Origin of the sequence: Leifsonia sp. NPDC058292 (assembly GCF_042880955.1) — a bacterium.
Lineage (GTDB): Bacteria > Actinomycetota > Actinomycetes > Actinomycetales > Microbacteriaceae > Leifsonia.
Map to the genome: position 1 here is coordinate 95001 of NZ_JBHVYL010000008.1, position 26149 is coordinate 121149.

A 26149-nucleotide genomic window follows, 5' to 3' on the forward strand; every position below is an offset into this window, starting at 1 on the left:
GCAGGTCTCCTGGCAGAACCCGTCCATCGTAGCGTGGCGCTTCCCCGGGCGGTAGGGCACTTGTACTCTTGGGCGGAGTTGCCCACCGACGACGAACGGGAATCTGGATGAGCAAAGTCAACGCAGCGAGCGAGATCGCTCCCGAGGATGCGGGAACAGCCGTCCGCATCCGCGGGCTTCGCAAGAACTTCGGCGCGAAAGCCGCTGTCGACGGGATCGACCTGGATGTGCCGAGCGGCAGCTTCTACGGGCTGGTCGGGCCGAACGGCGCCGGAAAGACGACGACCCTGAGCATGGCGACCGGCCTGCTGAGGCCCGACCAGGGCCAGGTGTTCATCCACGGTGTCGATGTGTGGCGCGACCCGATCGAGGCCAAGTCGCTCGTCGGCGTGCTCTCCGACGGCGTTCGGCTGTTCGATCGCCTCACCGGCGAACAGCTCGTCGAATACGCGGGGCTGCTCAGCGGCATGGATCGCGAGACCGCGACCTCGCGCACCCACGACCTCCTCCGGTTGCTCGACCTCGAACAAGACGCGGGAACGCTCGTGGTCGACTACTCGGCCGGTATGACGAAGAAGGTGGCGCTGGCGTGCGCGATGGTGCACGCTCCGCGGCTGCTGGTGCTCGACGAGCCGTTCGAGTCGGTCGATCCCGTGTCGGCCGCGAACATCCGGGACATCCTCGCGGGATTCGTCCGCGGCGGCGGCACGGTGATCGTCTCCTCGCACGTGATGGACCTGGTGCAGCGGATGTGCGACCACGTCGCCGTGATCACAGCGGGCCGGGTCGTGGCGGCAGGAACCGTCGACGACGTGCGCGGCGGATCCACGCTGGAAGACCGTTTCGTCGAACTGGTCGGCGGTCGCCGTGTCGGGGAGGGGCCCGAATGGTTGCAACACTCGTAAGGCTCCGCCTGCTCGTTCTCAAGAACTCGTTCAAACGCAGCACCAGCCAGCTCGTCGCCGTCATCATCGGCGCGATCTACGGCGTCGGGATGCTGCTCGCCGCGATCGTCGCCCTGTTCCTGTTGAACCTGGCGCCGGTGGATGCGGTGCGCACGGTGGTCGTGCTCGCGGGCTCGGCCGCCATCCTCGGCTGGGTGCTGTTCCCGCTGCTGCTTTCCGGTGTGGAGCAGACCCTCGACCCGTCCCACCTCGCGGTGTACCCCATCCCGCTGAACCAGTTGCTGCTCGGAATGCTGCTGAGCGGCATCGTCGGCGTGCCGGGCGCGGTGACCACGATCGCCGCGCTCGCCACCTTCGGGTCATGGCTGCGGATGCCGGGCGTCGCGGTGATCGCGCTCGTGACCGGAGCCATCGGCGCGGTCACCTGCGTCGTCGCCTCCCGCGCGGTCACCTCGCTCTCGAGCGGCGTCGCCTCGGGCCGCCGATTCCGGGAGGCGAGCGGGCTGATCGTGCTGATCCCGCTCATCCTCGCCGGTCCGATCATCATCGGCGTCACCCGCGGGCTGCGCAGCTCGGCGGAGGGACTGCCCGCCGTGGCCGACGCTCTGTCGTGGACCCCGCTCGGTGCGATCTGGGGGGTGCCGTCGTCGGTGGCGCTCGGCGACCCGGTCGGAGCGCTGCTGCGGCTGCTCATCGCGTTGGCGGCCCTGGGCATCCTGCTCGTCTTGTGGCGGTTCGGGCTCGCGCGGTCGCTGGTGACGCCGGTGCGCGCGTCGTCCCGGTCGCGTGCCCAGGGCAAGCTCGGACTGTTCGGCGTCTTCCCGGGCACCCAGACGGGCGCCATCGCGGCCAGGGCTCTCACCTACTGGTTCCGCGACCCGCGGTATCTGCGGCAGCTGATCGTCATCCCGCTGCTTCCCGCACTGCTGTGGTTCTACGCGACCATCAACAACGACTCGGGGTGGCTCGTCGCATCCGGGCCGATCATCGGCTTCCTGATGGGCATCTCGCTGATCGCGGACGTGTCGTTCGACTCCACGGCGTTCGCGCTGCACATGTCGAAGGCGGTGCCCGGTCGTGCCGACCGGCTGGGGCGGGCGCTCGCCGTGATCAGCTTCTCCGTGCCCGTGATCGTCGTGATCACCGTCGCCACCGCGGCGTTCCAGGATGCGTGGCTCGCGCTGCCCGGGCTGCTCGGCCTGGCGCTCGGGCTGCTGTTCAGCGGTCTGGCGATCGGTTCGGTGACGTCGGCGCGGTTCGTGTTCCCCGTGCCGGCGCCCGGTGACAACCCGTTCCGGTCGCGGCCGGGGTCGAACATGGCGACGGTCGGTACGACGTTCGCGTCGTGGGGCGTCCTGGCGGCGCTGTGCCTGCCCGAGATCGTGCTGCTCGTGGTGTCGCTCGTCACGGGGCAGGCGCTCTGGGGCTGGATCGGCGTCGCGGTCGGGGTCGGCCTCGGCATCGTCTTGCTCGTGGTCGGCGTGCGGCTCGGTGGACGCATCCTCGACGCCCGCGCCCCCGAACTGCTCATCCAGCTGGCCAAAGACGCCTAAAAAGCAATCGACTCCGGTCAGAACGCTCTTTTCGCCCCCGAAAAGCAGCATTCTGACCGGAGTCGATTGCTTTGGGGGGAATGAAAAGGGGGCGGGCAAAGTTGAGTCAAGTGCGCTCAAGTTTTGGGAGTGCGACTTGACAGTCGTGAACTCCGATGCGAAGCTTGAGTCGTCAGGACTCAAGTCTTGACCCATGACTTTCAGAGCAGAACCAGCAACAGAAAGAGAGAGCACATATGTCACGTGCAGTAGGAATCGACCTCGGAACCACCAACTCGGTCGTCTCCGTTCTCGAGGGTGGCGAGCCCACCGTCATCGCGAACGCAGAGGGCTTCCGCACGACCCCGTCGGTCGTCGCCTTCACCAAAGACGGCGAGGTGCTCGTCGGTGAGACCGCGAAGCGCCAGGCCGTCACCAACGTCGACCGCACCATCGCATCCGTCAAGCGCCACATGGGCACCGACTGGACCACCGAGATCGACGGCAAGAAGTACACGCCGCAGGAGATCTCGGCGCGCATCCTGGCCAAGCTGAAGCGCGACGCCGAGCAGTACCTGGGCGACACCGTGACGGATGCGGTCATCACCGTTCCCGCCTACTTCAACGACGCCGAGCGTCAGGCCACCAAGGAGGCCGGTGAGATCGCGGGCCTCAACGTGCTCCGCATCATCAACGAGCCGACCGCGGCCGCTCTCGCGTACGGCCTCGACAAGGGTAAGGAAGACGAGCTCATCCTGGTCTTCGACCTCGGTGGCGGAACCTTCGACGTCTCCCTCCTCGAGGTGGGCAAAGACGACGACTTCTCGACCATCCAGGTGCGTTCCACCGCCGGCGACAACCGCCTCGGTGGAGACGACTGGGATCAGCGCATCGTCGACTGGCTCATCAAGAAGTTCAAGGAGACGACCGGTGTCGACGTCTCCGGCGACAAGATCGCGAAGCAGCGCCTGAAGGAGGCTGCCGAGCAGGCCAAGAAGGAGCTGTCGTCGAGCATGTCGACCAGCATCCAGCTGCCCTACCTGTCGCTCACCGAGAACGGCCCGGCCAACCTCGACGAGACGCTGACCCGCGCCCAGTTCGAGCAGATGACCAGCGACCTCCTCGACCGCACCAAGAAGCCGTTCCAGGACGTCATCCGTGAGGCCGGCATCAAGGTCGACGACATCGCGCACGTCGTGCTCGTCGGTGGCTCCACCCGTATGCCCGCCGTGAGCGAGCTGGTGAAGCAGGAGACCGGTGGCAAGGAGCCCAATAAGGGCGTGAACCCGGATGAGGTCGTCGCCGTGGGCGCCGCGCTTCAGGCCGGTGTCCTCAAGGGTGAGCGCAAGGACGTTCTGCTCATCGACGTCACCCCTCTGAGCCTCGGCATCGAGACCAAGGGCGGCATCATGACCAAGCTGATCGACCGCAACACCGCGATCCCGACCAAGCGCAGCGAGACTTTCACCACGGCGGACGACAACCAGCCCTCCGTCGCGATCCAGGTCTTCCAGGGCGAGCGCGAGTTCACCCGCGACAACAAGCCGCTCGGCACGTTCGAGCTGACCGGCATCGCTCCGGCGCCGCGGGGCATCCCGCAGGTCGAGGTCACCTTCGACATCGACGCCAACGGCATCGTGCACGTGTCCGCCAAGGACAAGGGCACCGGCAAGGAGCAGTCGATGACGATCACCGGCGGCTCGTCTCTGCCGAAGGACGACATCGAGCGCATGGTGCGCGAGGCCGAGGAGCACGCGGCTGAGGACAAGAAGCGCCGCGAGTCCGCCGAGACCCGCAACCAGGCCGAGCAGCTCGTCTACTCGATCGAGAAGCTGATCAAGGACAACGAGGACAAGCTCCCCGAAGACGTCAAGAACGAGGTTCAGGGCGACGTCGACGGCCTGAAGGCCGCGCTGGCCGGTGAGGACGACGAGGTCGTGAAGACCGCGTACGACAAGCTGAACGCGAGCCAGTCGAAGCTGGGCGAGGCCATCTACGCCTCCAGCCAGGCCGACGCTGCCGCGGGTGAGCAGGCGCCGACCGGTGAGCAGCCGGCCGACGAGTCCTCCGACGAGGACGTCATCGACGCCGAGGTCGTCGAAGACGAGGAGAAGAAGTAACCATGTCCGACAAGAACCCCAACGGCGAAGGCTCGAACGAGCCTGACCACGAGGAGCCGATCATCCGCGACAAGCGGCGGATCGACCCCGAGACCGGCGAGGTTCGGCAGCCGGCGGATGCGGGCTCGGGCACCGAGGGCGGGTCGGAGGGCGACACCTCCGACCCCGACCTCGCCCACGAGGAGCTCGTCGACGTCGGGCCCGCTGAGAGCGGCGGGTTCGAGTCACTTCTGAGCGACGAAGACCTGGATGTGCTCAGCGGTCAGTCGACCGCCGACCAGCTGGCCGCCGAGCGGCTCGCCGACCTCCAGCGGGTGACCGCGGAGTACGCGAACTACCGCAAGCGCACAGAGGCCAACCGTGAGGTGGAGCGCGAGCGCGTGGTCGGAGACACCGTCAAGGGTCTCATCCCGGTGCTCGACGACCTCGACCGTGCCGAGAAGCACGGCGACCTCGAGGAGGGCAGCGCGTTCGCGACCATCGCGGCCAAACTGCGAGGCACGATCGAGCGTCTCGGGCTGACCGCTTACGGCAAGCCGGGCGACGCGTTCGACCCGCAGATCCACGAGGCGATCTTCCAGCAGCCCAGCCCCGACGTGACGGTCGACACCGTCGCCGACGTCGTCGAGACCGGCTATCAGCTCGGTTCGACGACGGTGCGGGTGGCGAAGGTCGTCGTGGCGGTGCCGGCCTGATCCGGAACGGACATGCGGAAGAGCGGCGGGAGCACCCCGTCGCTCTTCCGCCTCATGACATGAATCACTATTTGGGAAGGAGACGCCGTGGCTAGCCAAGACTGGTTCGACAAGGACTTCTACAAGGTTCTCGGCGTCTCCAAAGACGTCACCCCGGCCGAGCTGAAGAAGGTCTACCGCAAGCTCGCCCGCAAGTACCACCCGGATTCGAACCCGGGCGACGCATCCGCCGAAGCCAAGTTCAAGGAGATCAGCGAGGCCCACTCGGTTCTCGGTGACCCCGAACAGCGCAAGGAGTACGACCAGATTCGGGCCATGGGCTCGGGCGCACGATTCACCGCTCCCGGTTCGGCCGGTCAGGGCGGCTTCGACGACGTGTTCGGCGGGATTTTCGGCGGCGGCGCCCCTGGTGGCAGCCGCGGCTACACCTACCAGCAGGGCGGCAACTTCGACGACATCTTCGGTGGGATGTTCGGCAACGGCGGTTTCGGATCGTCGAGCGGCGGATTCCGCGGCAACGGCGGCCCGATGCGCGGCAGCGACGTGACGGCGCACACCACCATCGACTTCCTGACCGCCACCAAGGGCGAGACGATCACCCTGCAGGCCGCCGACGGCAAACCGATCAAGGTGAAGATCCCGGCCGGTGTCGCAGACGGGCAGAAGATCAAGCTGCGCGGTAAAGGCCAGCCGAGCCCCGATGGCGGCGAGTCCGGCGACATCGTTCTGACCGTGAGCGTGCGCAAGCATCCGGTGTTCGAGCGCGACGGGCTCAACCTGCGCGTCACCGTGCCGGTGACGTTCGCGGAGGCTGCTCTCGGTGCGACCATCGAGGTTCCGACCCTCGGCGGCGATCCGGTCAAGCTGCGCGTGGCTCCGGGAACCCCGAGCGGGCGCGTGCTCCGGGTGAAAGGCCGCGGCGTTCAGACCGCGAAGGGCACCGGCGACCTTCTGGCCGTCGTGCAGGTCGCGGTGCCGTCGCACCTGTCGAGCGATGCCGAGGATGCGCTGAAGGCGTTCGCCGAGAAGCTCCCCGACGAGAACCCGCGCGACGACATCCTGTCGAAAGCGCGCGTCTGAGGATGGACGAGAACAGCCAGGTCTTCGTGATCTCGATCGCGGCCGAGCTCGCGGGGATGCACCCGCAGACGCTCCGGCAGTACGACCGGCTGGGTCTCGTGAGCCCCACGCGCACTTCGGGCAAGTCCCGCCGCTATTCGATGCGGGATGTCATCAAGCTGCAGGAGATCGCCCGGCTGGGCGGCGAGGGGGTGAGCCTGGAGGGCATCCGGCGCATCCTCGAACTCGAAGACCAGGTGGGCGCCCTGCAGAACAGGGTGCACGAGCTCGAGTCGGCGCTCGCGGATGAACTTCTCAACCGCCCGGGCCGCCGCGTGTTCGCGGCCGGCTCGGAGGGCGAGGTCATCTCGATGCGGGCGGGAACCCGCGTGCGCCGCAGCAATCAGGTGGTCGTCTGGCGGCCGCTCGGCCGCGACTGACCGCTGCGCGCACACTCGCGGTTGTAACCCGCTCGCTGCCGGGCTCGACAGCGTCGTAGGCTGTCTGCGGCTCCACAAGAGCCTCGCGGGCGCGGTCGCGTCTGCACAGAACACTTCCCACGATGAAGCGACGAAGCGGAGACAGTGCCGATGAAGGCCCTCTACAAATCCGAAGCCGGCCCCGGGCTGCAGCTGATCGACGTTCCCGAACCCGAGATCGGGCCGGAAGACGTCAAGATCCGGGTGCTGCGCACAGGGATCTGCGGCACCGACCTCCACATCCAGCGCTGGGATGACTGGGCGGCCTCCGCGGTGAAGGCGCCGCTCATCCCGGGCCACGAGTTCTTCGGCGAGGTCGTCGAGGTCGGACCGCTGGTGCACGACGTCGCGGTGGGAGACCAGGTCTCCGGCGAGGGGCACATCGTGTGCGGCACCTGCCGCAACTGCCGCGCGGGGCGACGCCAGATGTGCATCCGCACGCAGGGCCTCGGGGTGCAGCGCGATGGAGCGTTCGCCGAATATCTGAGCCTGCCCGCCACCAACGTCTGGGTGCACCACAGCACGATCGAGCCCGAGGTCGGCGCACTGTTCGACCCGCTGGGCAACGCCGTGCACACGGCGCTCGCGTTTCCTGTGGTGGGTGAGGATGTGCTGGTCGCGGGATGCGGCCCCATCGGCCTCATGGCGATCGCCGTCGCGCGTCACGTCGGCGCGCGCTTCATCGTCGGCTCCGACATCAGCGCCTCCCGCCTCGCGCTGGCGGAGACCATGGGCGCCGACTTCACCGTGGACGTGTCGGCGGCCCCCATCCGGTCGGCCCAAGACGCTCTCGGGATGCGCGAAGGGTTCGACGTCGGCTTCGAGATGAGCGGTGCTCCGACAGCGCTCCCGCAGATGATCGAGAACATGAACCACGGAGGACGCATCGCGATGCTCGGCCTTCCGTCGACGCAGATCGCCGTGGACTGGGGGATCGTGGTCACCCACATGCTCACGCTGAAAGGCATCTACGGCCGCGAGATGTTCGAGACGTGGAACGCGATGGGCGCGATGCTGCAGACCAGCGCGACGCTGCGGCAGGCCATCGCCTCGATCGTCTCCGACCGGTTCGCGGCACGCGACTGGAAAGACGGATTCGCAGCTGCTGCCTCGGGCGGCGGCGGCAAGGTCATCCTCGATTGGACGGAACTCTGATGTACGGAACATTTCGCGAACACGTCGCCGGCCAGCTCGCCGAGATCGACGAGGCCGGGCTCACCAAGCGGGAGCGCAGCATCCGGGGGCCGCAGCAGGCGCTGATCACGGCCGACGGGGCGCAGGTGCTGAACTTCTGCGCCAACAACTATCTGGGGCTCGCCGACCATCCCGCGCTCGTCGCGGCGGCCAAGACGGCGCTCGACGACTGGGGCTACGGGATGGCCAGCGTGCGGTTCATCTGCGGCACTCAGGAGCAGCACCTCGAGCTCGAGCGGCGGGTGTCGCACTTTCTCGGCACCGAGGCGACCATCCTCTTCTCCTCCTGCTTCGACGCGAACGGCGGCGTCTTCGAGACGCTGTTCTCGGCGGAAGACGCGATCATCTCCGACGAGCTCAACCACGCTTCGATCATCGACGGAATCCGCCTGTCGAAAGCCCGGCGGCTGCGCTACAAGAACCGCGACCTGGCCGACCTCGAAGCCCAGCTGCAGGCGGCAGCCGATGCGCGCTTCCGGGTGATCGTCACCGACGGCGTCTTCTCGATGGACGGCTACATCGCTCCGCTGCGCGAGATCTGCGACCTCGCCGACCGGTACGACGCGCTCGTGTTCGTCGACGACTCGCACGCCGTCGGTTTCGTGGGAGAGCACGGACGGGGAACGCCCGAATTCTGCGGGGTCGCCGACCGCGTGGACATCTACACCGGCACCTTCGGCAAGGCGCTGGGCGGCGCATCCGGCGGCTACGTGTCGTCACGGCAGGAGATCGTGGACCTGCTGCGCCAGCGCGCGCGGCCCTACCTCTTCTCGAACACGCTCGCGCCGTCGATCGTCGCCGGAACGCTCGCCGCCCTCGACCTGCTCGAACAGTCGGACGGCCTGCGCGCGACACTCGCGCACAACGCCCAGCTGTTCCGCGCGCTCATGACGGAGGCGGGGTTCGACCTGCTGCCGGGCGAGCATCCCATCGTCCCCGTCATGTTCGGGGATGCGGCGCTCACTGCGCGCATCGCCGACGAGATGCAGAAGCGCGGCGTCTATGTGACGGCGTTCTCCTTCCCGGTCGTCCCCCGCGGGCGGGCGCGCATCCGCGTGCAGCTGTCGGCGGCGCACACCGACGACGAGATCCGGCGCTGCGTCGACGCGTTCGTGTCGGCGCGCGAGGCGGTCCGCGCCGACTGACGCCCCCGGCGCGTCACCTGCCCGAACGTGGCCTTTCTCCGCGAATGTGGCCGGTGCGGCCGAGTGTGCCCGCTGTGCCGGCCACGTTCGACCGCACCGGCCACACTCGGCGAGAAGGGCCACGCCGGGCCGCACCGGTTGACATAAATTAAGACACTTACGAAAATGGATGAGTGCCTGGAATGAGCCAGGCACTCGTTTCGTCCTGGGAGGACGCATGCCCTACTTGTCACTCGATGGAGAGTGGACGCTCACAGCCACCGGCGGAGCCGCACCCGAGTCGATCATCCGACGCCCGATCGCCGCCCAGGTTCCGGGATGCGCGCACACCGACCTGCTCGCTGCCGGACTGATCGAGGCACCGTTCGACGGTGACAACGAAGCGGCGCAGCAGTGGATCGGCAGCACGGTCTGGCGCTACGAGCGCACCTTCGAGTGGGAAGATGACGGCTCAGCCCGGTTCGATCTCGTTGCGGAGGGGCTCGACACGATCGCGACCATCGTCGTGAACGGCGTGACGGTGGCCCAGACGCGCAACCAGCACCGGTCGTACCGGTTCCCGATCGGGCACCTGCTGACCGCCGGCGAGAACACGATCGCGATCGAGTTCGACGCCCCGGTCGACGCGGCCGAACGCGTGGCGGCCGAGCACGGCGGAGCCCTGCCCCATGTCAACCACCACCCGTACAACTCGCTGCGCAAGACGGCCTCCAACTTCGGCTGGGACTGGGGGATCGACGTCGCCACGAGCGGAATCTGGAAGCCGATCGGCATCGAGGGATGGAGCGGGGTGCGCATCGGGTCGGTGCGTCCGCTCGTCGACGTCGTCGGCGACACCGGCATCCTGACGGCGCATGTCCAACTCGAGCGCCTCGGTGAGCGTTCGGGCGAGGTGGCCGTGACCGTCAGCCGCGACGGCGCGGTGGTGGGCGGCGCGGATGCGGTGCTCGCCGCATCCGGAGACCTGCGCGTGATCGTGCCCGGCGTCGAGCTGTGGTGGCCGCTCGGTCACGGCGAGCAGCCCTTGTACGACGTGACGGTGACCGCCGGCGACGACACCTGGCAAGGGCGGGTCGGGTTCCGCACCGTCGCGCTCGACACGTCGACCGACGCCGTCGGCAACCGGTTCGAGATCAGCGTGAACGGCCGGCCGATCTGGGTGCGCGGCGCCAACTGGATCCCCGATCACGCGTTCGTCACCGAGATCACGACCGAACGCCTTTCGCGCCGCATCGACGACGCGACGGAGGCCAACATGAACCTGCTGCGTGTGTGGGGCGGCGGGATGTACGAGTCGGAGGAGTTCTACCGGCTCTGCGACGAGCGCGGAGTGCTCGTGTGGCAGGACTTCCTGCTCGCTTGCGCCGCGTACGCCGAAGAGGAGTGGCTGGCGGAGGAGATCGTGGCCGAGGCGCGCGAGGCGGTCACGCGCCTGTCGGCCCATGCGTCGCTCATCCTGTGGAACGGCAACAACGAGAACATCATCGCGTTCGCCGAGTGGGGCTGGCGCGCCGTGCTCGACGGTCGAACGTGGGGCAACGGCTACTATCGCACCGTGCTCCCGGCGATCGTGGCCGAGCTCGACCCCACGCGCCCGTACACGCCGGGCAGCCCATACTCGTTCGACGATTACCTGAACCCGAACGACGACAAGAACGGCACCGTCCACATCTGGGACGTCTGGAATCAGAAGGACTACACGGCGTACCGCGAGTGGAAGCCCCGCTTCGTCTCCGAGTTCGGTTTCCAGGGTCCGCCGGCCTGGACGACGCTCACGGATGTCGTGCACGACGAGCCGCTGGAGCCGTACGGCCACGAGATGCTCGTTCACCAGAAGGCGCACGAGGGCAACCTCAAACTGGAGCGCGGGTACACCGGGCATCTTCCTGCGCCCGAGACGATCGACGACTGGCACTTCACGACGCAGCTCAACCAGGCTCACGCCATCCGGTTCGCGATCGAGTACTTCCGTTCGCTCACCCCGTACAACACGGGCTCCATCGTCTGGCAGCTGAACGACGACTGGCCGGTGGTCTCGTGGGCGGCCGTGGACTTCGCCGAACGTCGCAAACCGCTCTGGTACGCGCTGCAGGATGCGTACAGCCCGCGACTGGTGACCGTGCAGCCGGCGAGCGAAGACGACTCGCTCGATGTCGTGCTCGTCAACGACACGGGCGAACCGTTCGGCGGGGATGTGCTCGTCGAGCGGGTGACCTTCGACGGCGAGGTGCTCGCCCGGGCGACCCTGCCCGCGGAGGTGGCGGCGAGGGATGTCGCCCGCATCGCCGTTCCCGCTGAGGTGGCCGTCTGCGGCGACCCGGCGCGGGAGGTGCTCGTCGTGACCCCGGCAGACGGGATGCCACGCGCGTTCTGGAACTACGCCGAGGTCGTCGAACAGCGCCTCGACGGCGACCCCCTGACCGCCGAGGCGGAGCCGGCCGCCGACGGCGCGATCGTGACCGTCACCGCCCGGTCGTACGTGCGAGACGTGACGGTGCTCGCCGATCGGGCGCATCCCTCGGCCTCGGTGGATCGCTCGCTGGTGACGCTGCTGCCCGGTGAGACGGCCGTGTTCCGGCTGACCGGAGACGGGCCGATCGATGCCGCGGATGCGCTATCGCCGCTGGTGCTGCGTCACGCCAACCAGCTGGTGCGCTCCGCTCGCAAAGATCTCCGTGTCTGACCTTCGCTGGGGCGGCGACGCCGTCTCCCTCACCTTTCTGATCGGTGCCGACGCTCCCGTGTGCCTCACCGGACTCGTGGCGTCGGCGGGGCCCGCGAGCGCGGTGGTCGGCGAATCCGCTCGGCGCTACGACCCGCACGCCGACCAGCCGTTGGTCGAGGTCTCGGCGTTCGGTCACGGCCGCTTTCCCGGCGGGTTCCGTCACGTCGACACGGTGATCGGCCGTCGCCTGCGGTACGAGTCTCATGTCAGCGAGACGACGGATTCAGGGACGCGGTCGTTGCGCATCCACCAGACCGATGCTGAGACGGGCCTCCGCACAACCAGTGTGTTCGTCGTCGCCGACGGTGTCGCCGGGTTCCGCACCTGGACGGAGGTGGAGGCCACGAGCGGCGTACTCGTGCTCGACTTCGTCTCCACGTTCGCCAGCGGCGCGGTCTATGAGACGACCGGCCGGGAGGTGGACGGGCTGTCGCTGGTCTCGGCGGCGAGCGACTGGGTGGCCGAGAGCCGCTGGAGCACCCGCCCGCTTCGGCAGGCCGGGCTCGCCCGCATCGACCGATCTCTGCAGCACCATCAGCCGCGCAGCCGGTGCGTCGTGACGAACCGCGGATCGTGGTCGACCGGCGAAGCGCTCCCGACCGGCGTGCTGGTGGCGACGGATGCCGGCAGCGGCGAGAGCGGCGATCCGGCCGCCGTCGCGTGGCAGATCGAGCACAACGGGCCCTGGCTCTACGAGTTGGGGGAGACCCGGGCGGCCGCCTACCTGCTGCTCTCCGGCCCGACCGACCAGGAACACCAGTGGTCGACCCCGATCGCACCCGGCGGAGCGGCGTTCGTCTCCGTGCCTGCCTCCGTCGTCGTCGGCGCGGCCGGCGGCGGGCTGGATGGCGCGCTCGCCGCCCTCACCGACCAGCGCCGCGCGATCAGGCTGCACAGAGCTGCGGATGACGCCCTTCCGGTGGTCTTCAACGACTACATGAACACGCTCATGGGCGACCCGACCACAGAGAAGCTGCTCCCCCTGATCGACGCGGCGGCCGACGCGGGCGCCGACTACTTCTGCATCGACGCCGGCTGGTATGCCGAAGGCGCCTGGTGGGATGCGGTGGGCGAGTGGCAGCCGTCGCCCACGCGGTTTCCGGGCGGGCTCGCCGAGGCGACCGACCGCATCCGTGACCGCGGGATGGTGCCGGGCCTGTGGCTGGAGCCGGAAGTGATCGGCGTGAACTCGCCGCTGGCCGAGACCCTTCCTGCCGATGCGTTCTTCTCGCGCCAGGGAATCCGCGTCGCCGAGCACGGCCGCCATCTGCTCGACCTGCGCAACCCTGAGGCGCGCGCCCATGTCGACGCGGTGGTCGACAGGCTCGTCGACGATTTCGGTGTCGGGTTCTTCAAGATGGACTACAACACGATGCCCGGCCCGGGCACCGACAGCGACGGCTCCGCCCCTGGTGCGGGTCTCCTCGGTCACGCGCGGGCGCTGCTCGACTGGCTCGACGACATCCAGCGCCGTCACCCGCACCTCCTCATCGAGAGCTGCGCTTCGGGTGCGATGCGCATGGACTACGCCACCCTGGCGAGACTGCACGTGCAGTCGACCTCCGACCAGCAGGACCCGGTGCTCTACGCGCCGATCGCGGCAGCGGCTCCGGCGAGCATCCTGCCGGAACAGGCGGGACACTGGGCGTACCCGAACCCGGCCATGAGCGACGAACTGTTCACCCTCTCGCTCGTGAACGGCATTCTCGGCCGCATGTACCTCTCCGGCTACCTCAACCGGATGTCCGGGCCGCAGCTCGCGCTCGTCGCCGAAGCGATCGCCGCGCACCGGCAGGTGCTGCTCTCCGAGACGTCGAGCCACGCGCGCTGGCCGCTCGGCCTCCCCGCATGGGACGCGAGCTGGATAGCGCTCGGGCAGGAGGACGACGAAGGGATGTACCTGTCCCTGTGGTGGCGTGGCACCGCCGACGGCGTGGCCGGTGCGGTGGTGCGCGGGGGTGTCGATGGTGCCGGCGTGGGTGTCCGCGCGACGGATGCCGTGGTCGACATCCCGCTGCCGGACTATCGGGGTCGAGATCTTGCGGTCGACGCGTTCTTTCCGGCCGCCCTCGGCGACTGGTCTGCCCGGTGGGATGCCGCGGCCGGCGTGCTTCGGGTGGCCGTGACCGGCTCCGCCGCCGCGGCCGCCTCCGCGCGCGTGCTGCGCCTCACGCCGCGAGGCTGACGCTCGCCCGCGCCTCACGCCGCGAGGCTGACGCTCGCCCGCGCCTCAGACGCGCCTCCTCGCCGGCACTCCCCGAATCCCGCGTCTCGGACGATCGAGGGGTCCCGACACGCCGTCTGGTGCATCCCTCATACGGCGTGTTGGGACCCCTCGATGGAAGCGAGCGGGAGCGAGCGGGAGCGAGCGAGGGCGCGAAAGGGGGCGGGCGACGCTCAGAGGGTGCGGGTCATGAAGTAGCTGTTCGGGTCGTCGATGTAGTCGCCGTAGGGGCCGCACGCCTCGAATCCTGCCTTGGCGTAGAGGGCCCTGGCCGGGTCGAAGAAGCTCATGCTGCCGGTTTCGAGGGAGATCCGCTCGATGTCGCGGGCGCGGGCGTCTGCGAGCAGGTGGGTGAGGATCGCCGTGCCGATACCGGCGCCGCGCCGCGACGGGTCCGTGCGCATGCTCTTCAGCTCTTCGTGGCCCGGTTCGAGTGCGGCCAGGGCGCCGGTGCCCACGACGGCGCCGTCGCTCGTCTCATACGCGACGAACAGCCGCACACCCGGTCGCTCCTGCAGCCCGTTCACGTCGAGCGCGTGCTGGCTCTCGATCGGGGCGGTCGGGGCGAGTTCGTCGAGGTACGACTCGAGGAAGGCAAGCAGGCGCTCATCCCCGAAGTCCGCGTTTCGCAGTTCGATGGTCATCCGGCAAGTCTGGCGCTTCCGCGTTTCGGGAGCGTTAACGCCCGCCCGCAGTCACCGCGCGCCGGCGAGTTCCGCTTCGTCGATCGACACCCACGCGCCACGGTAGTGGTCGTAGCAGACGCTGTTGTCGAGCCGGGATCTGTCGACGGCGGCCTCGTCGGAGACGACCTTGCCGAGGCGTTCGGGGTCGGGGGCCGCGAGGGCGAGCAGCTTCGTGTAGTCGTGGTGGGGGTCGAGGATGACGGCGTCTGCCGGTCCGCGCTCGACGACCCGGCCCTTGTAGAGCACCAGGATCTCGTCGGAGAAGTGACGGGCCGTGGCCAGATCGTGGGTGATGTAGAGCACCGCGAGGTTGTCTTCGCGCTGGAGGCGGCCGATGAGGTTCAGCACGCCGAGCCGGATGGAGACGTCGAGCATCGAGACCGGCTCGTCGGCGATGAGCACCTGGGCGCCCGGAGCGAGCGCCCGCGCGATGGCCACACGCTGACGCTGGCCGCCCGAGAGCTCGTGGGGGCGGCGGGCCGCGAACGTTTCGGCGGGCGTGAGGTTCACCCGCTCCAGCATCTGCAGCACGCGTTCGTGGGTCTCCGCCGCACCCTTCGTGCGGTGGTGGATGAGGAGGGGCCGGGCCACATGGTGCTCGATCGAATGGAACGGGTTCAGTGAGGCGAACGGGTCTTGGAACACCATCTGCACGTGGCGCCGGTAGACCGAGCCCTGCACCGGCGTGCGGTCGTCGAGCTCGACGGCGATCCTGCCCGACGTGGGCTTCTCGAGCTTGGCGAGCATCCGGGCGATCGTCGACTTGCCGGAGCCGGACTCTCCGACGAGCGCGACCGTGCGGCCCGGGAGCAGCTCGAAGCTGACCCTGTCCACCGCGCGGAACGGGGTGCGGCGCATCCCCTTGCGCAGGGAGAAGTCCTTGGTCAGGTTGGTGATGCGTGCAGAGGTCATCGGCCGGTCTCCTTCGCGTCGGTGTCGTCGCTCGCGTCGATGCCGGTGCGGATGAAGGCTCCGCGCTCGCCGCTGAGGCTCGGGAACGATCCGAGCAGCTTCTTGGTGTACGGATGCCGGGGTGCGGCGTAGATCTCGGCCGCCGGAGCCAGCTCGACGATCTCGCCTTGCAGCATCACGGCGATGCGGTCGCTGATCTCAAGCAGCAGCGGAAGGTCATGGGTGATGAAGATCACGGCGAACGAGAGCTCGTCGCGCAGCCGCACGATCTCGCGCAGGATGTCGCGCTGCACGACGACGTCGAGGGCCGTCGTGGGCTCGTCCATGATCATCAGCTGGGGTTCGAGCAGCATCGCCATGGCGATCATCACGCGCTGCCGCATGCCCCCGGAGAGCTCGTGCGGGTAGGAGGCAGCGCGCGCGGGGTCGACGCCGACGCGGCTCAGCACATCCGCGATCCTCTCCTTGCGTGCGGCTCGCGACAGGTGCCGGCGATGGGTGCGCAGGGTGTCGTCGAGCTGCGCGCCGACCGTCATCACGGGATTGAGGGCGTTCATCGCGCCCTGGAACACCATCGAGAGCTTGTCCCAGCGGAACCTGCGAAGCTCCTCCTCACCGAGCGCGAGCACGTCGATGTCGCGGCCGTCGCGGTCGTGGAAGACGATCGAGCCGGAGGCTATGCGCGCCGGCGGCTTGTGCAGCCGGTTCACCGCATACGCGAGCGTGGTCTTGCCGCACCCCGACTCGCCCGCCAGGCCGAGGATCTCCCCCGGCGCCAGGGTGAGGGAGGCGTTGCGTACGGCGGTGACGGGCTCTTCGACCTCGTAGACGACCGTCAGGTCGGAGACGGTCAGCACGGCCGAGCGCTCGGAGGTGCGTGTGCGCACGGCGCTCTGCGGTGGGACGACGGTGGTCATGCGGTGGCCTTCCCGCGCTCCATGCGGCGGGCGTGGCGCTCGCGCTTGCGGTGGAGGCGCACGTTCTTCAGCTTGGGGTTGATGATCTCGTCGATGGAGAAGTTGATGAGGGAGAGTCCCATCCCGAACAGCGCGATGATGAGGCCGGGCGGCCCGAACCACCACCAGGCGCCGAGGTTCAGCGCGAATCCGTTCTGCGCGTAGAAGAGCATGGTGCCGAGCGTCGACGAGTTGGAGGCGCCGAGGCCGAGGAACGACAGGCCGGCCTCGCCGAGGATCGCGGCGATCACTGCGAACACGAACTGCGAGGCGAGAACGGGGAGCAGGTTCGGGAGGATCTCGACAGCGATGACCCGCCACGGCCTCTCGCCGGCGACGCGGGAGGCGGCGACGTAGTCGCGGCTGCGCAGGGAGAGTGTCTGAGCGCGCAGAACGCGGGCCGACGCAGCCCAGCCGGTGATCGCGAGCACGACGGCGATCGTCCAGAGACCGCGCGCCTCTCGGGGCACGAATCCGGAGATGACGATCACGAGCGGCAGCCCGGGGATGACCAGGAAGACGTTCGAGAACAGCGAGAACGCCTCGTCGGCGAACCCGCCGAGGTAGGCGCCGAGGATGCCGAAGATCGCCGAGAGAATGGTCGCCAGGATGCCGACCAGAAAGCCGATGACGAGCGAGCCGCGCGTGGCGATGGCGAGCTGGGCGAGCACATCCTGACCCGTCTGGGTGGTGCCGAGCAGGTGCTCGGGCGACGGCGGCTGCAGGCCGGAGTCGCGGATGGCGTTCGGGTCGCCGGTGAAGTACGGGCCGATCGCGCCGAACAGCATGATGCCGAGCACGAGGAACAGCCCGAGTGCGAGCCACGGGGTCATCGTCGGCAGCATCATGCGCCACGGCGAGCGGGGCTTCTTGCCGGTCTCGCGGAGAGCGGTGGCGATTCCGACGGTGCTGTCGTCGACGGCCGGCTCGGTGCTGGGTTGCACGTTGGTCATGAGGGATCCTTTCCGTGCCTCAGCTTCGGGCCCGGGTTCGCGGGTCGATGATGCCGTAGAGCAGGTCGACGACGAGGTTGGCGCCGAGCACCGCCAGGGTGATGAACAGGAAGATCCCTTGCATCAGCGCGTAGTCGTTGTTGGTCACGGCCGAGAGCATCTTGGAGCCGATGCCGGGGTAGGAGAACACCTGCTCGGTCACGATCGACCCCGACACCACGAAGCCGAGCGAGATCGCGAAGCCGGCGATGGAGGGGAGCACCGCGTTGCGGGCCGCGTAATTGCGGAGGATGCGGCCCTCGGTCAGGCCTTTCGCCCGGGCCGTGAGGATGTAGTCCTCCGACAGCGTCGAGACCATCATGTTGCGCATCCCCAGCAGCCAGCCGCCGATCGAGGCGATCACGATGGTGAGCGCCGGCAGGAACCCGTAGCGGATGGTCGACTGGATGAACTCGGGCGACCAACTCGGATCGAGGGTGACGTCGTAGCCGCCTTGCGACGGGAACCAGTGCAGCGTGGTGGCGAACACGTAGACGAGGATGAGCGCCAGCCAGAAGTACGGCACGGCGGCCAGCAGCGTGGTGGCGGGCACCAGCGAGTCGAGCCAGGTTCCCGGCTTCCATCCCACGAGGGCGCCGAGCGTCACCCCGATCACGGTCGCGATCACGGTGGCTATCCCGACCAGGGCGATGGTCCACGGCAGCGACGAGCCGATGACCTCGGAGACCGGCGCGGGAAAGTAGCTCACCGAGACGCCGAGGTCGCCGTGCGCGACGTGCACGAGATAGTTCCAGTACTGCACAGGAAGCGGGTCGCTGGAGTCGCCGCCGAGGAGGAGCTCGTACGCCTTCCTGGTCTCCGGTGTCACCTGTCCGCCGCGCTGTTGCAGCTTGGCGAGCAGGATGTCCACCGGGTTGCCGGGAAGCAGACGCGGAATCAGGAAGTTGATGGTGAGCGCTGCCCAGAGGGCCACGGCGTAGAAGCCGATCTTGCGCACGAAGTACCTCATCGCGTCCCGCCCGTCGTCACGTCGAACTCCTCCTCAGTCATGCGATCCCCCTACTTGCCCGACGGCTTGAGAGCCTTGTAGATCTCGGCGTTGTCGGGCGATGCCCAGACGGCCGGGAAGGCGAACAGGTCGTCCGTCGTCGGCCAGCCGGTGAACTTCTTCGCGTTGAACTCGCTCGTCGTGCCACCGGTCATGATCGGGATGTACGGCATGTCGGCGGTGATCTTCTGCTGGATCACGTCGAACTGCGTCTGGCGGGCCGCGGTGTCGGTCGGGTTGATCGTCGCGAGCGCGCCGATCGCCTTGTCGACATCGGGGTCGCTGAAGCGCGCGACGTTCATGGGTGCGGCTGTGCCGACCTTCGCGGTGTTCTTCGTCGTGAAGTAGTTGTTGTAGAGGTAGTACGGGTCGGAGGCCGGGCCCTGGCCGAGCGAGTCGATCGCCAGCTCGTAGTTGCCTTTCGACTTCTTGTCGGTCCACTCGTTCCACGACGACTGCGCGGCGTTCAGCTGGATGCCGGCCTTCTTGAGCTGCTGGCCCATGGTGTCGATGGCGGTGATGTAGTCGGTCCAGCCGGTCACGACCTCGGCCGTGAGGGTGAGCTTCTCGCCGCCCTTCGCGTAGATGCCGTCGGGGCCCTTGGCCCAGCCTGCGGCCTGGAGCAGCTCATCCGACTTGGCCGTATCGGGCTTGTCGGGCGCGATCGGCTGCTCGATGGCCGAGGAGATCAGCTTCTTCTGGCTGCCCAGCAGTGCGAAGCTCGGCGAGATGTCGCTTGCGGTGTTCTCGAAGGCCAGCGAGTTCAGCTGTGTGCGGTTGATCGCGTAGTAGATCGCCTGGCGCACCGCCGGGTCGGTCTGCGGCCCGGTGCAGCCGAGCGCCGTGCTGGAGCAGGTGAGGAAGGCCATCTGGTTCTGTGCGACGGTGATCGACTTGTAGCCGGGGTACGTCTCGGCGACCTTGTCGATGTTCGGCACAGGGCCGGTCTGCCAGTCGATCGTTCCGGCGGCCAGTGCGTCGGCGCCGGCGGTGTTGCCGGAGAGCGAGAGGTAGCGGATGTTCTTCACGGCCGGTTCGCCGCCCCAGTACTTCGGGTTGGCGGTCAGGGTGAAGGCCTGCGGCTTGAAGTTGCTGAGCGTGTACGGGCCCGTTCCGACCGGCTTCTCCATCACGTCGGTGGTGGGGTCGATGCCCTTCCAGATGTGCTCGGGAACGACGGGCGTGCGCGCCATCAGGAACGGACCGGCGGTGAACGCGGGGTGGGTCCAGGTGAACTTCACGTGGGTGTCGTCGACCTTGGCGACCTTGCCGTCGAAGCCGCCGGTGTTCAGCGACGGCGTCTTCAGCAGCATGTCGAAGGTGAACACGACGTCGTCGGCGGTGAACGCCTCGCCGTCCGACCACTTTGCGTCGTCACGCAGCGTGACGTCGAGCTCGGTGCCGGCGTCGTTCCACTTGTAGTCGGTGCCGAGAAGCGGCTTCGGGTCTTCCGAGTTCACGTTGGTGACGAAGAAGAGACCCTCGTAGATGGTTCCGATTCCGCCGATCTGCGACGGCGAGTAGGGGTTGAAGTTGATCTGGTAGTCGCCCGACTGCCCGGTGTATGCGACGAGTGTCGACGAGGCGCTGGAGTCGCTGCCGCCCGACGTGCCGGTGCAGGCGGTGAGCGCGAGAGCCGCGACGAGAGCTGCCGCTCCGGTCGCCGACGCGCGGCGGGCGAGCCGTCGCCGTTGTGCTGTGCTGAGGAACATCCTTGATCCTTTCCGTATCCGCCGGACACGAACGGTGCGACGGTGCATCACATGATTCGGACGCCGAAAGCGCCGTGTCGCTAATTCTTACGCCAATAAATAAAGTAGGTCAAGTATTGCGTGGACGAACCGTTTCATCGCTAACATCGGCGCAGAGGACAGAACGGGGAGAGGGATGCGAAAGCCGGGGCCGGGCGCACGAGTGCCGACACTCGCCGCGATTCTCGACGTCATCCGCGAGCGCGTGACGGTGAGCAGGGTCGAGCTCGTGGGTGCCACGGGGTTCACCGCCGCCACGATCACGCACGCCATCCGGGAGCTCATCACCGTCGGATTCGTGCGCGAGACCGGAACGGCGCAGTCGAGCCTCGGAACGCCCAGACGCCTGCTCGAACTCGAGCCGTCCGCCTGCTACACGGTGGGCATCCAGCTCGACAGGTTCACCGCCACGGGCGTCGTCGTCGACCTCGCCGGACACACCGTCGCCCGCTCCACCATGGCCGGTGCCGGAACTCGCGAACCGGCCGAGGTGCTGGCCTTCATCGCCGATCATGTGGATGCGTTGCTCGCCTCCGCCGGCCTTCCTCGCGACAAGGTGCTCGGCGTCGGCCTCGCCACCTATGGCCCGCAAGACCGCGATGCGGGGGTGCTGATCACCGCCCAGCCGACGGCGTCGTGGCTGGATTTCCCCGTGGCGCACACGCTCGCCGAGCTCATCGGTGTGCCGGTGCTGATCGAGAACGACGCGACGGCGGCGGCGATCGGCGAGGAGGGTCTCGGTGGCCGGCGGTCGAGTTTCGGAACGATCTACATGGCAGGCGGGATCGGCGGCGGTGTCGTGCTCGACGGGCTGCCGTATCGCGGGGCGACCTCGAACGGCGTCGAGCTCGGGCACATCTCGATCGACGCGCAGGGGCCGTGGTGCTCCTGCGGCAACCGCGGTTGCGTCGAGAACATCGGAGGCCCGACCGCGATCGTGCGCCGCGCCCTCGCCGAACCGGATCTCGCGGCTCGCCTGCGACTCGGCGGCAACACGGTGGCCGACTTCGAGCGGGTCGCCCGCGGTGCGATGGCGGGAGACCCGGCGGCCCGAGCGCTCATCGAGGCTTCGGCCGATGCCCTGGCGGCCGCGACCGTGACGCTCGTCAACCTGTTCGACCTCGGGCGGGTGGTGCTGGCGGGCGCCGCGTTCGCCACCGCCGGGCCGCTGTACCGGGATGCGGCGCAGGCCGCCCTGGACCGCTCGGCGTTCATGCGCGCCGCGCATCCCGTCACGGTCGACCTCTCACGCCAGACCTCCGACGCCGCTGCGATCGGCGGCGCGGTGATCGTCTTGCGTAGTCTGCTTGAGACACGAACCAGCACCAGCGGCCCGCTCGTCGTGGCCCGTTGACCCGGAAGGACACGATGACGATCACTTCTCCCAACGGCCCCGCTCTGCGCCGGTTCAGCGTGCTGAGCGCCGACGGTGTGATGCTCGTGGTCGAGCACGGTTCTGACACGCCTGCGGCGGTGCTGCACTGGGGGGCCGATCTCGGGCCTCTCGACGACGCCATGCTCGACTCGCTGTCGGCTGCCGAGAGCCGCACCACCCCGCCCGCGACCCTCGACTCGGCACCCCAGGCGCCCCTGGTGCCGCAGGAGTCGCACGGGTGGGCCGGGCGGCCGGGAGTGTCGGCGCGGCGCGACGGCGTGCAGGTCTTCCCGCATTGGACGACTATCGGCGTGACCGGTGGCGACCCGTCCTCGCCCCGACGGCTGACGCTCGATCTCGCCGACCGGAACAGCGGACTGGCTCTCCAGCTCGCCTTCGCGATCGAGCCGGGCGGTCTGCTGTCTGCGACCGCCACCATCGAGAACGCCGCAGACGGCGTCGTCGATCTCGATTGGCTCGAACTGGCGCTGCCGGTTCCCAAGACGACCGACCGGCTCACCTCGTTCTCCGGGCGCTGGACGCGCGAGAAGGCGCCGCACACCACCGACATGCCGCGTGGCGCGACCGTTCGTCAGACCCGGCGCGGACGCAGCGGGCACGATGCGACGAACCTGTTCATCGCATCCGAGGGCCGACCGCGCAATCGCAGCGGCCGGGCCTGGGCCGTGCACCTCGGCTGGAGCGCCGACACCACCTACCGAGTCGACCGGATGCCGGATGCCGTCACCCTGATCGGCGCGGGCGAGCTGCTGCGCGGGGGCGAGGCGCGGCTCGAGCGGGGCGAGAGTTACACGACTCCAGTGAGCTACTTCGCCTGGTCGGCCGATGGTCTCGACGGCCTCTCCGAGCGATTCCACACCTACCTGCGGTCGCGGCCGCAGCATCCGTCGACCCCGCGGCCGCTCGTGCTGAACACGTGGGAGGCCGTCTACTTCGACCACGATCGGGACACGCTGTTCCGGCTCGCGGATGTCGCCGCCCGCGTCGGCGTGGAACGCTTCGTGCTCGACGACGGCTGGTTCCACTCCCGTCGCGACGATACCTCGGGCCTCGGCGACTGGGTGGTCGACACCGACGTCTGGCCCGACGGCCTTGGCCCACTCGCCGATCACGTGCACGGCCTGGGGCTCGAGTTCGGTCTCTGGTTCGAGCCCGAGATGGTGAGTCTCGACTCCGATCTGGCCCGCGCGCATCCGGAGTGGCTGCTGCATGCTCCCGCGTCGCGCACGCCTCCGGCCGGGCTCTCGTGGCGCACCCAGTTCGTGCTCGACCTGGCGAATCCCGGCGCCTACGCGCACGTCTTCGGCCAGATCGATGCGCTCGTGGGCGAACTCGGAATCGACTTCATCAAGTGGGACCACAACCGCGACCTCGTCGACGCCGTGCACGACGGCCGGCCGGGCGTGCATGCCCAGACACTGGCCGCCTACCGCCTGATCGACGAGCTCAAGGCCGCGCATCCGGGGCTCGAGATCGAATCGTGCTCCAGCGGCGGCGCGCGCACCGACCTCGGAATCCTGCAGCACACCGACCGGGTGTGGGCGAGCGACTCCAACGACCCGGTCGAGCGGCAGGACATCCAGCGCTGGACCCAGCTGCTGCTCCCGCCCGAACTGGTCGGCGGCCACGTCGGCCCGACCGTCGCGCACAGCTCGGGGCGTCACACGAGCCTCGGCTACCGCATGGCGACCAGCCTCATGGGGTCGGCGGGTTTCGAGTGGAACCTGCTCGACTGCACCGACGCCGAACTCGCCGCCATCGCGCGCTGGGCGCAGCTGTACAAAGACGTGCGTCACGTGATCAGCGGGGGAACGGTCGTGCACCCGGATGTGGTCGATCCGGCCCTCCGCGTCACCGGCTTCGTGCTGCCCGACCGCAGCGAGGCGCTCTACAGCATCGCGACCGTCGCCGCCCTCGAAGACGCGGTTCCGGAGCGGGTGCGGCTCGACGGCCTCGACCCGCGCATCCGGTACCGCCTCAGTGTTCGCGACGAGATCGGCGCGAGTCGCCACGGTTTCGTCGCCCCGCGGTGGATGTCGGAAGGCGGGGTTGTGCTCACCGGCAGCGCGCTTGGCGAGGTGGGTCTGCAGATTCCGCCGTTCTGGCCGATCCAGGCCGTGGTGCTGCACCTGCGGACCGAGGGGGAATGAGCGATGTCAGGCGGCCGGGGGAGCCGTCGTTCCTCTTTCGACGACCAGTGCCTCGCGAGCGCGTACGACGGTAACGGTGCGGCCCTCGATCACGTCGAGCAGGGCGGATGCGGCGGCGGCGCCGAGCGAGCGCACATCCCTGTCCATCACAGACAGGGGCGGGTCGCTCAGTTGACACTCCGCCGAGTCGTCCCAAGCGAGCAACGAGAGGTCCTGCGGGATCGTGAACCCCAGCTCGCGCGCCGCCTCGACACCCGCGACCGCCGACTGCCCGTTGTCGTAGACGATCGCCGTCGGGCGCTCCGCGGCGTCGAGCAGGGTGCGGGTACCTGTGGCCCCGCTCCCGGCCGTGTAGTCGCCTTCGACGGTGCGGCCCTCGGCGCCGTGCGCCGCGAGAGCCGACTCGAAAGCGCGGGTGCGCGTGCGCGTGTGCAACAGGTCGCTCGGGCCGCTGACCCGGCCGATGCGGCGGTGGCCGAGCCCCGCGAGATACGCGATGGCGTCGTTCATGGCGCGCGCGTTGTCGACACCGATCCGCGGGAACTCCAGGTCGGCGTCGCCACCCAGCAGGAGGGCGGGGAGGCCGATCTCCTCGATCACCCCGATGCGCGGGTCGTGTTCGACGAAGTCCACCATCACCACGCCGTCGATGCGCTTGTCGACCGCCCAGCGGCGGTAGTCCTCGATCTCCTCCTCGGTGCTGTCGACCGTGCGCAGCAGAGCCGACCCTTCGTAGGGGCGCAGGCTGTCCTCCATGCCGGCGACGAAGTCGCTGTAGAACGGATCGATGCCGAAACGGTCGGCGCGACGACGCACCGCGACCGAGAGCGTGAGAGGGCGAAGGCTGGAGTGCTGCACGATTGTAGTATTACCCATCGCCCATTCAGTGGCGTCACAGTAAAAGGAGCGTCACCGTGGTGAACCCGAAGCCGGACCTCGGCGGCGCTACCAGCCGCGGGGTGGTGCTCGACCTCATCCGTTCGCGGGGTCCGATCAGCCGGGTTCAGCTTGCGACCTCCACCGGTTTCACGCAGGCGACGATCTCCAACGTGGTGCGCCAGCTGACCGAAGACAACCTGGTCATCGAGTCGGGGGAGCGCGAATACACCGGCGGAAAGCCCCGGGTGATGCTCACCATCAACCCGCGGGCACGCTACGCCGTCGGCATCCAGCTCGGCGCCGACTCCACCACCTACGTCGTGATCGACGTCAGTGGGGCGGTGGTCGGGCGGGTCAGGGCCCGCGGTGTGCGTGACGACGAGCCAGACGAGGTGGTGCCGATGCTCGCCGCCCGCGCCACCGGCCTGCTCGGCACGCTGGACATCCCCATGGGCCTCGTCGTCGGGGTGGGGGTCGCCGCGCCGGGTCCGCTCGACCTCGACGCCGGAAGCATCGTCGGCGCGCCCACGATGTCGGGGTGGCTGGGGTTCCCCATCCGTGCCGCCGTCGGGGAGGCGATGGGGCTGCCTGCGGTGCTCGACAACGACGCGACATCGGCCGGCGTCGGCGAGTTCTGGGGCGGGGGCATCGCAGAGTCGGTCGCGCACTGCACCGTCTACATGGGTGCGGGCATCGGCGCCGGAATCGTGATCGGCGGTTCCGTCTACCGCGGCGCGACCTCGAACACCGGCGAGATCGGCCAGCTTCGCGCCTCCGTGGCGCCGGGATCGGAGCCGCGCACCGTGGAAGAGGTCGCCGGGCCGCGCGCCGTCGCCCAGGCGGCGCGTGACGCGCTGGCCGCCGGGCGGGCATCCTCGATCGAGTTCGACGACGCCGACGACCCGTTCGCCGTGTTCTCCGCCGTCGCGGTCGCCGCCTCCCACGGCGACGCCCTCGCCCGGCAGCTGATCGGCGATTCGGCGCAATGCTTGGCGGATGCGGTGCTCGCACTCGCGGACATCCTCGACCTCGACTCGATCGCACTGGCGGGTCCGTCGTTCGCGGTCGCCGGCCCGATCTACCTTCAGGCCATCCAGGACCGCCTCGAGCACGAGTTCAGCGCCCGAGCCCGCCACTCGGTGCGTGTCGCACTCTCCCACCACGTCGTCGATGCCGCGGCCGTCGGCGTCGCCACTCTCGTGCTGCAGCGCGAGCTCGCCCCCCGCTCCTTCGGCCCCAGCACCTTCGTGCGCGCCTGACGCGCTGCTGCGCTGGCGCCGCCGCCGCCTCCGGCGAGTGTGGCCGTTCCGGTCGAGTGTGGCTGGCATACCGGCCACACT

20 protein-coding genes are annotated in these 26149 nt (G+C 68.8%); 13 read left to right on the forward strand and 7 right to left on the reverse strand.

Annotation, left to right across the window (positions count from 1 at the left end; all coding sequences use genetic code 11):
- Nucleotides 1-107 precede the first annotated feature (107 nt).
- The 10 genes from ACFVWR_RS07180 (at nucleotide 108) to ACFVWR_RS07225 (ending at nucleotide 14039) form a co-directional block, all read left to right on the forward strand.
- Nucleotides 108-905 carry an ABC transporter ATP-binding protein gene (locus ACFVWR_RS07180; RefSeq protein ID WP_387209517.1) on the forward strand — a complete coding sequence of 266 codons (798 nt, stop codon included), beginning with the start codon at nucleotides 108-110 and terminating at the stop codon, nucleotides 903-905.
- The gene (locus ACFVWR_RS07185; RefSeq protein WP_387209519.1) at nucleotides 887-2458 is read left to right on the forward strand and encodes a transporter; all 1572 of its coding nucleotides are present in this window, start codon (nucleotides 887-889) and stop codon (nucleotides 2456-2458) included. The genes ACFVWR_RS07180 and ACFVWR_RS07185 overlap by 19 nt, the downstream gene beginning before the upstream one ends.
- 236 nt (nucleotides 2459-2694) lie before the next feature.
- Nucleotides 2695-4557: a molecular chaperone DnaK gene (gene dnaK / locus ACFVWR_RS07190; protein WP_387209521.1), complete on the forward strand. Its 1863-nt coding sequence runs from the start codon at nucleotides 2695-2697 to the stop codon at nucleotides 4555-4557.
- 2 nt (nucleotides 4558-4559) lie between these two features.
- Nucleotides 4560-5252: a nucleotide exchange factor GrpE gene (gene grpE / locus ACFVWR_RS07195; RefSeq protein ID WP_387209523.1), complete on the forward strand. Its 693-nt coding sequence runs from the start codon at nucleotides 4560-4562 to the stop codon at nucleotides 5250-5252.
- 87 nt (nucleotides 5253-5339) lie between these two features.
- The gene (locus ACFVWR_RS07200) at nucleotides 5340-6332 is read left to right on the forward strand and encodes a DnaJ C-terminal domain-containing protein (protein WP_387209525.1); all 993 of its coding nucleotides are present in this window, start codon (nucleotides 5340-5342) and stop codon (nucleotides 6330-6332) included.
- A 2-nt stretch (nucleotides 6333-6334) separates the two neighbouring features.
- Nucleotides 6335-6751, forward strand: coding sequence for a heat shock protein transcriptional repressor HspR (locus ACFVWR_RS07205; RefSeq protein ID WP_387209527.1), 417 nt, complete (start codon nucleotides 6335-6337; stop codon nucleotides 6749-6751).
- Between the two features lie 150 nt (nucleotides 6752-6901).
- Nucleotides 6902-7945, forward strand: coding sequence for an L-threonine 3-dehydrogenase (gene tdh / locus ACFVWR_RS07210; RefSeq protein ID WP_387209529.1), 1044 nt, complete (start codon nucleotides 6902-6904; stop codon nucleotides 7943-7945).
- Nucleotides 7945-9129 carry a glycine C-acetyltransferase gene (locus ACFVWR_RS07215; protein ID WP_387209531.1) on the forward strand — a complete coding sequence of 395 codons (1185 nt, stop codon included), beginning with the start codon at nucleotides 7945-7947 and terminating at the stop codon, nucleotides 9127-9129. The genes tdh and ACFVWR_RS07215 overlap by 1 nt, the downstream gene beginning before the upstream one ends.
- Nucleotides 9130-9346: 217 nt before the next feature.
- The gene (locus tag ACFVWR_RS07220) at nucleotides 9347-11812 is read left to right on the forward strand and encodes a glycoside hydrolase family 2 TIM barrel-domain containing protein (RefSeq protein WP_387209533.1); all 2466 of its coding nucleotides are present in this window, start codon (nucleotides 9347-9349) and stop codon (nucleotides 11810-11812) included.
- Nucleotides 11805-14039 carry a glycoside hydrolase family 36 protein gene (locus ACFVWR_RS07225; protein ID WP_387209535.1) on the forward strand — a complete coding sequence of 745 codons (2235 nt, stop codon included), beginning with the start codon at nucleotides 11805-11807 and terminating at the stop codon, nucleotides 14037-14039. The genes ACFVWR_RS07220 and ACFVWR_RS07225 overlap by 8 nt, the downstream gene beginning before the upstream one ends.
- Nucleotides 14040-14251: 212 nt before the next feature.
- On the opposite strand, the gene ACFVWR_RS07230 is transcribed toward ACFVWR_RS07225, so the two are convergent.
- Genes ACFVWR_RS07230 through ACFVWR_RS07255 form a run of 6 tightly spaced genes read right to left on the reverse strand, consistent with a single transcriptional unit; the run spans nucleotide 14252 to nucleotide 20345 of the window.
- On the reverse strand, nucleotides 14252-14722 hold the full coding sequence (locus ACFVWR_RS07230; RefSeq protein WP_387209537.1) for a GNAT family N-acetyltransferase: 471 nt from the start codon (nucleotides 14720-14722) through the stop codon (nucleotides 14252-14254).
- Between the two features lie 51 nt (nucleotides 14723-14773).
- Entirely contained in the window at nucleotides 14774-15676 is a 903-nt protein-coding gene (locus ACFVWR_RS07235) for an ABC transporter ATP-binding protein (protein ID WP_387209539.1), read from the reverse strand.
- Entirely contained in the window at nucleotides 15673-16593 is a 921-nt protein-coding gene (locus ACFVWR_RS07240; RefSeq protein ID WP_387209541.1) for an ABC transporter ATP-binding protein, read from the reverse strand. Before ACFVWR_RS07240 ends, ACFVWR_RS07235 begins: the two co-directional genes overlap by 4 nt.
- Complete coding sequence (locus ACFVWR_RS07245) at nucleotides 16590-17585, reverse strand: ABC transporter permease (protein ID WP_387209543.1); 996 nt, start codon at nucleotides 17583-17585, stop codon at nucleotides 16590-16592. Before ACFVWR_RS07245 ends, ACFVWR_RS07240 begins: the two co-directional genes overlap by 4 nt.
- A 19-nt stretch (nucleotides 17586-17604) precedes the next feature.
- Nucleotides 17605-18594, reverse strand: a complete 990-nt coding sequence (locus ACFVWR_RS07250; protein ID WP_387209545.1) for an ABC transporter permease — start codon at nucleotides 18592-18594, stop codon at nucleotides 17605-17607.
- Nucleotides 18595-18644: 50 nt separating this feature from the next.
- Nucleotides 18645-20345: an ABC transporter substrate-binding protein gene (locus ACFVWR_RS07255; RefSeq protein WP_387209547.1), complete on the reverse strand. Its 1701-nt coding sequence runs from the start codon at nucleotides 20343-20345 to the stop codon at nucleotides 18645-18647.
- A 175-nt stretch (nucleotides 20346-20520) separates the two neighbouring features.
- Between ACFVWR_RS07255 and ACFVWR_RS07260 the strand changes: the two genes are divergently transcribed.
- Nucleotides 20521-21738 carry an ROK family protein gene (locus tag ACFVWR_RS07260; protein WP_387209549.1) on the forward strand — a complete coding sequence of 406 codons (1218 nt, stop codon included), beginning with the start codon at nucleotides 20521-20523 and terminating at the stop codon, nucleotides 21736-21738.
- Nucleotides 21739-21752: 14 nt separating this feature from the next.
- The gene (locus ACFVWR_RS07265; protein ID WP_387209551.1) at nucleotides 21753-23930 is read left to right on the forward strand and encodes an alpha-galactosidase; all 2178 of its coding nucleotides are present in this window, start codon (nucleotides 21753-21755) and stop codon (nucleotides 23928-23930) included.
- Nucleotides 23931-23936: 6 nt separating this feature from the next.
- Here ACFVWR_RS07265 and ACFVWR_RS07270 read toward each other — a convergent pair whose 3' ends face one another.
- Entirely contained in the window at nucleotides 23937-24788 is an 852-nt protein-coding gene (locus ACFVWR_RS07270; protein WP_387209553.1) for a LacI family DNA-binding transcriptional regulator, read from the reverse strand.
- Nucleotides 24789-24844: 56 nt separating this feature from the next.
- Between ACFVWR_RS07270 and ACFVWR_RS07275 the strand changes: the two genes are divergently transcribed.
- Nucleotides 24845-26068, forward strand: a complete 1224-nt coding sequence (locus ACFVWR_RS07275; RefSeq protein WP_387209555.1) for an ROK family protein — start codon at nucleotides 24845-24847, stop codon at nucleotides 26066-26068.
- Nucleotides 26069-26149 lie beyond the last annotated feature (81 nt).

Excerpts from the sequence above, each read along its gene's own strand:
- ACFVWR_RS07220 (WP_387209533.1), top strand. The coding sequence starts at position 9,347 with ATGCCCTACTTGTCACTCGATGGAGAGTGGACGCTCACAGCCACCGGC.
- ACFVWR_RS07185 (WP_387209519.1), top strand. The coding sequence starts at position 887 with ATGGTTGCAACACTCGTAAGGCTCCGCCTGCTCGTTCTCAAGAACTCG.
- ACFVWR_RS07205 (WP_387209527.1), top strand. The coding sequence starts at position 6,335 with ATGGACGAGAACAGCCAGGTCTTCGTGATCTCGATCGCGGCCGAGCTC.
- ACFVWR_RS07235 (WP_387209539.1), bottom strand. The coding sequence starts at position 15,676 with ATGACCTCTGCACGCATCACCAACCTGACCAAGGACTTCTCCCTGCGC.
- dnaK (WP_387209521.1), top strand. The coding sequence starts at position 2,695 with ATGTCACGTGCAGTAGGAATCGACCTCGGAACCACCAACTCGGTCGTC.
- ACFVWR_RS07265 (WP_387209551.1), top strand. The coding sequence starts at position 21,753 with ATGACGATCACTTCTCCCAACGGCCCCGCTCTGCGCCGGTTCAGCGTG.
- ACFVWR_RS07250 (WP_387209545.1), bottom strand. The coding sequence starts at position 18,594 with ATGAGGTACTTCGTGCGCAAGATCGGCTTCTACGCCGTGGCCCTCTGG.
- ACFVWR_RS07240 (WP_387209541.1), bottom strand. The coding sequence starts at position 16,593 with ATGACCACCGTCGTCCCACCGCAGAGCGCCGTGCGCACACGCACCTCC.
- ACFVWR_RS07215 (WP_387209531.1), top strand. The coding sequence starts at position 7,945 with ATGTACGGAACATTTCGCGAACACGTCGCCGGCCAGCTCGCCGAGATC.
- ACFVWR_RS07230 (WP_387209537.1), bottom strand. The coding sequence starts at position 14,722 with ATGACCATCGAACTGCGAAACGCGGACTTCGGGGATGAGCGCCTGCTT.
- ACFVWR_RS07260 (WP_387209549.1), top strand. The coding sequence starts at position 20,521 with ATGCGAAAGCCGGGGCCGGGCGCACGAGTGCCGACACTCGCCGCGATT.
- ACFVWR_RS07180 (WP_387209517.1), top strand. The coding sequence starts at position 108 with ATGAGCAAAGTCAACGCAGCGAGCGAGATCGCTCCCGAGGATGCGGGA.
- ACFVWR_RS07245 (WP_387209543.1), bottom strand. The coding sequence starts at position 17,585 with ATGACCAACGTGCAACCCAGCACCGAGCCGGCCGTCGACGACAGCACC.
- grpE (WP_387209523.1), top strand. The coding sequence starts at position 4,560 with ATGTCCGACAAGAACCCCAACGGCGAAGGCTCGAACGAGCCTGACCAC.
- ACFVWR_RS07255 (WP_387209547.1), bottom strand. The coding sequence starts at position 20,345 with ATGTTCCTCAGCACAGCACAACGGCGACGGCTCGCCCGCCGCGCGTCG.
- tdh (WP_387209529.1), top strand. The coding sequence starts at position 6,902 with ATGAAGGCCCTCTACAAATCCGAAGCCGGCCCCGGGCTGCAGCTGATC.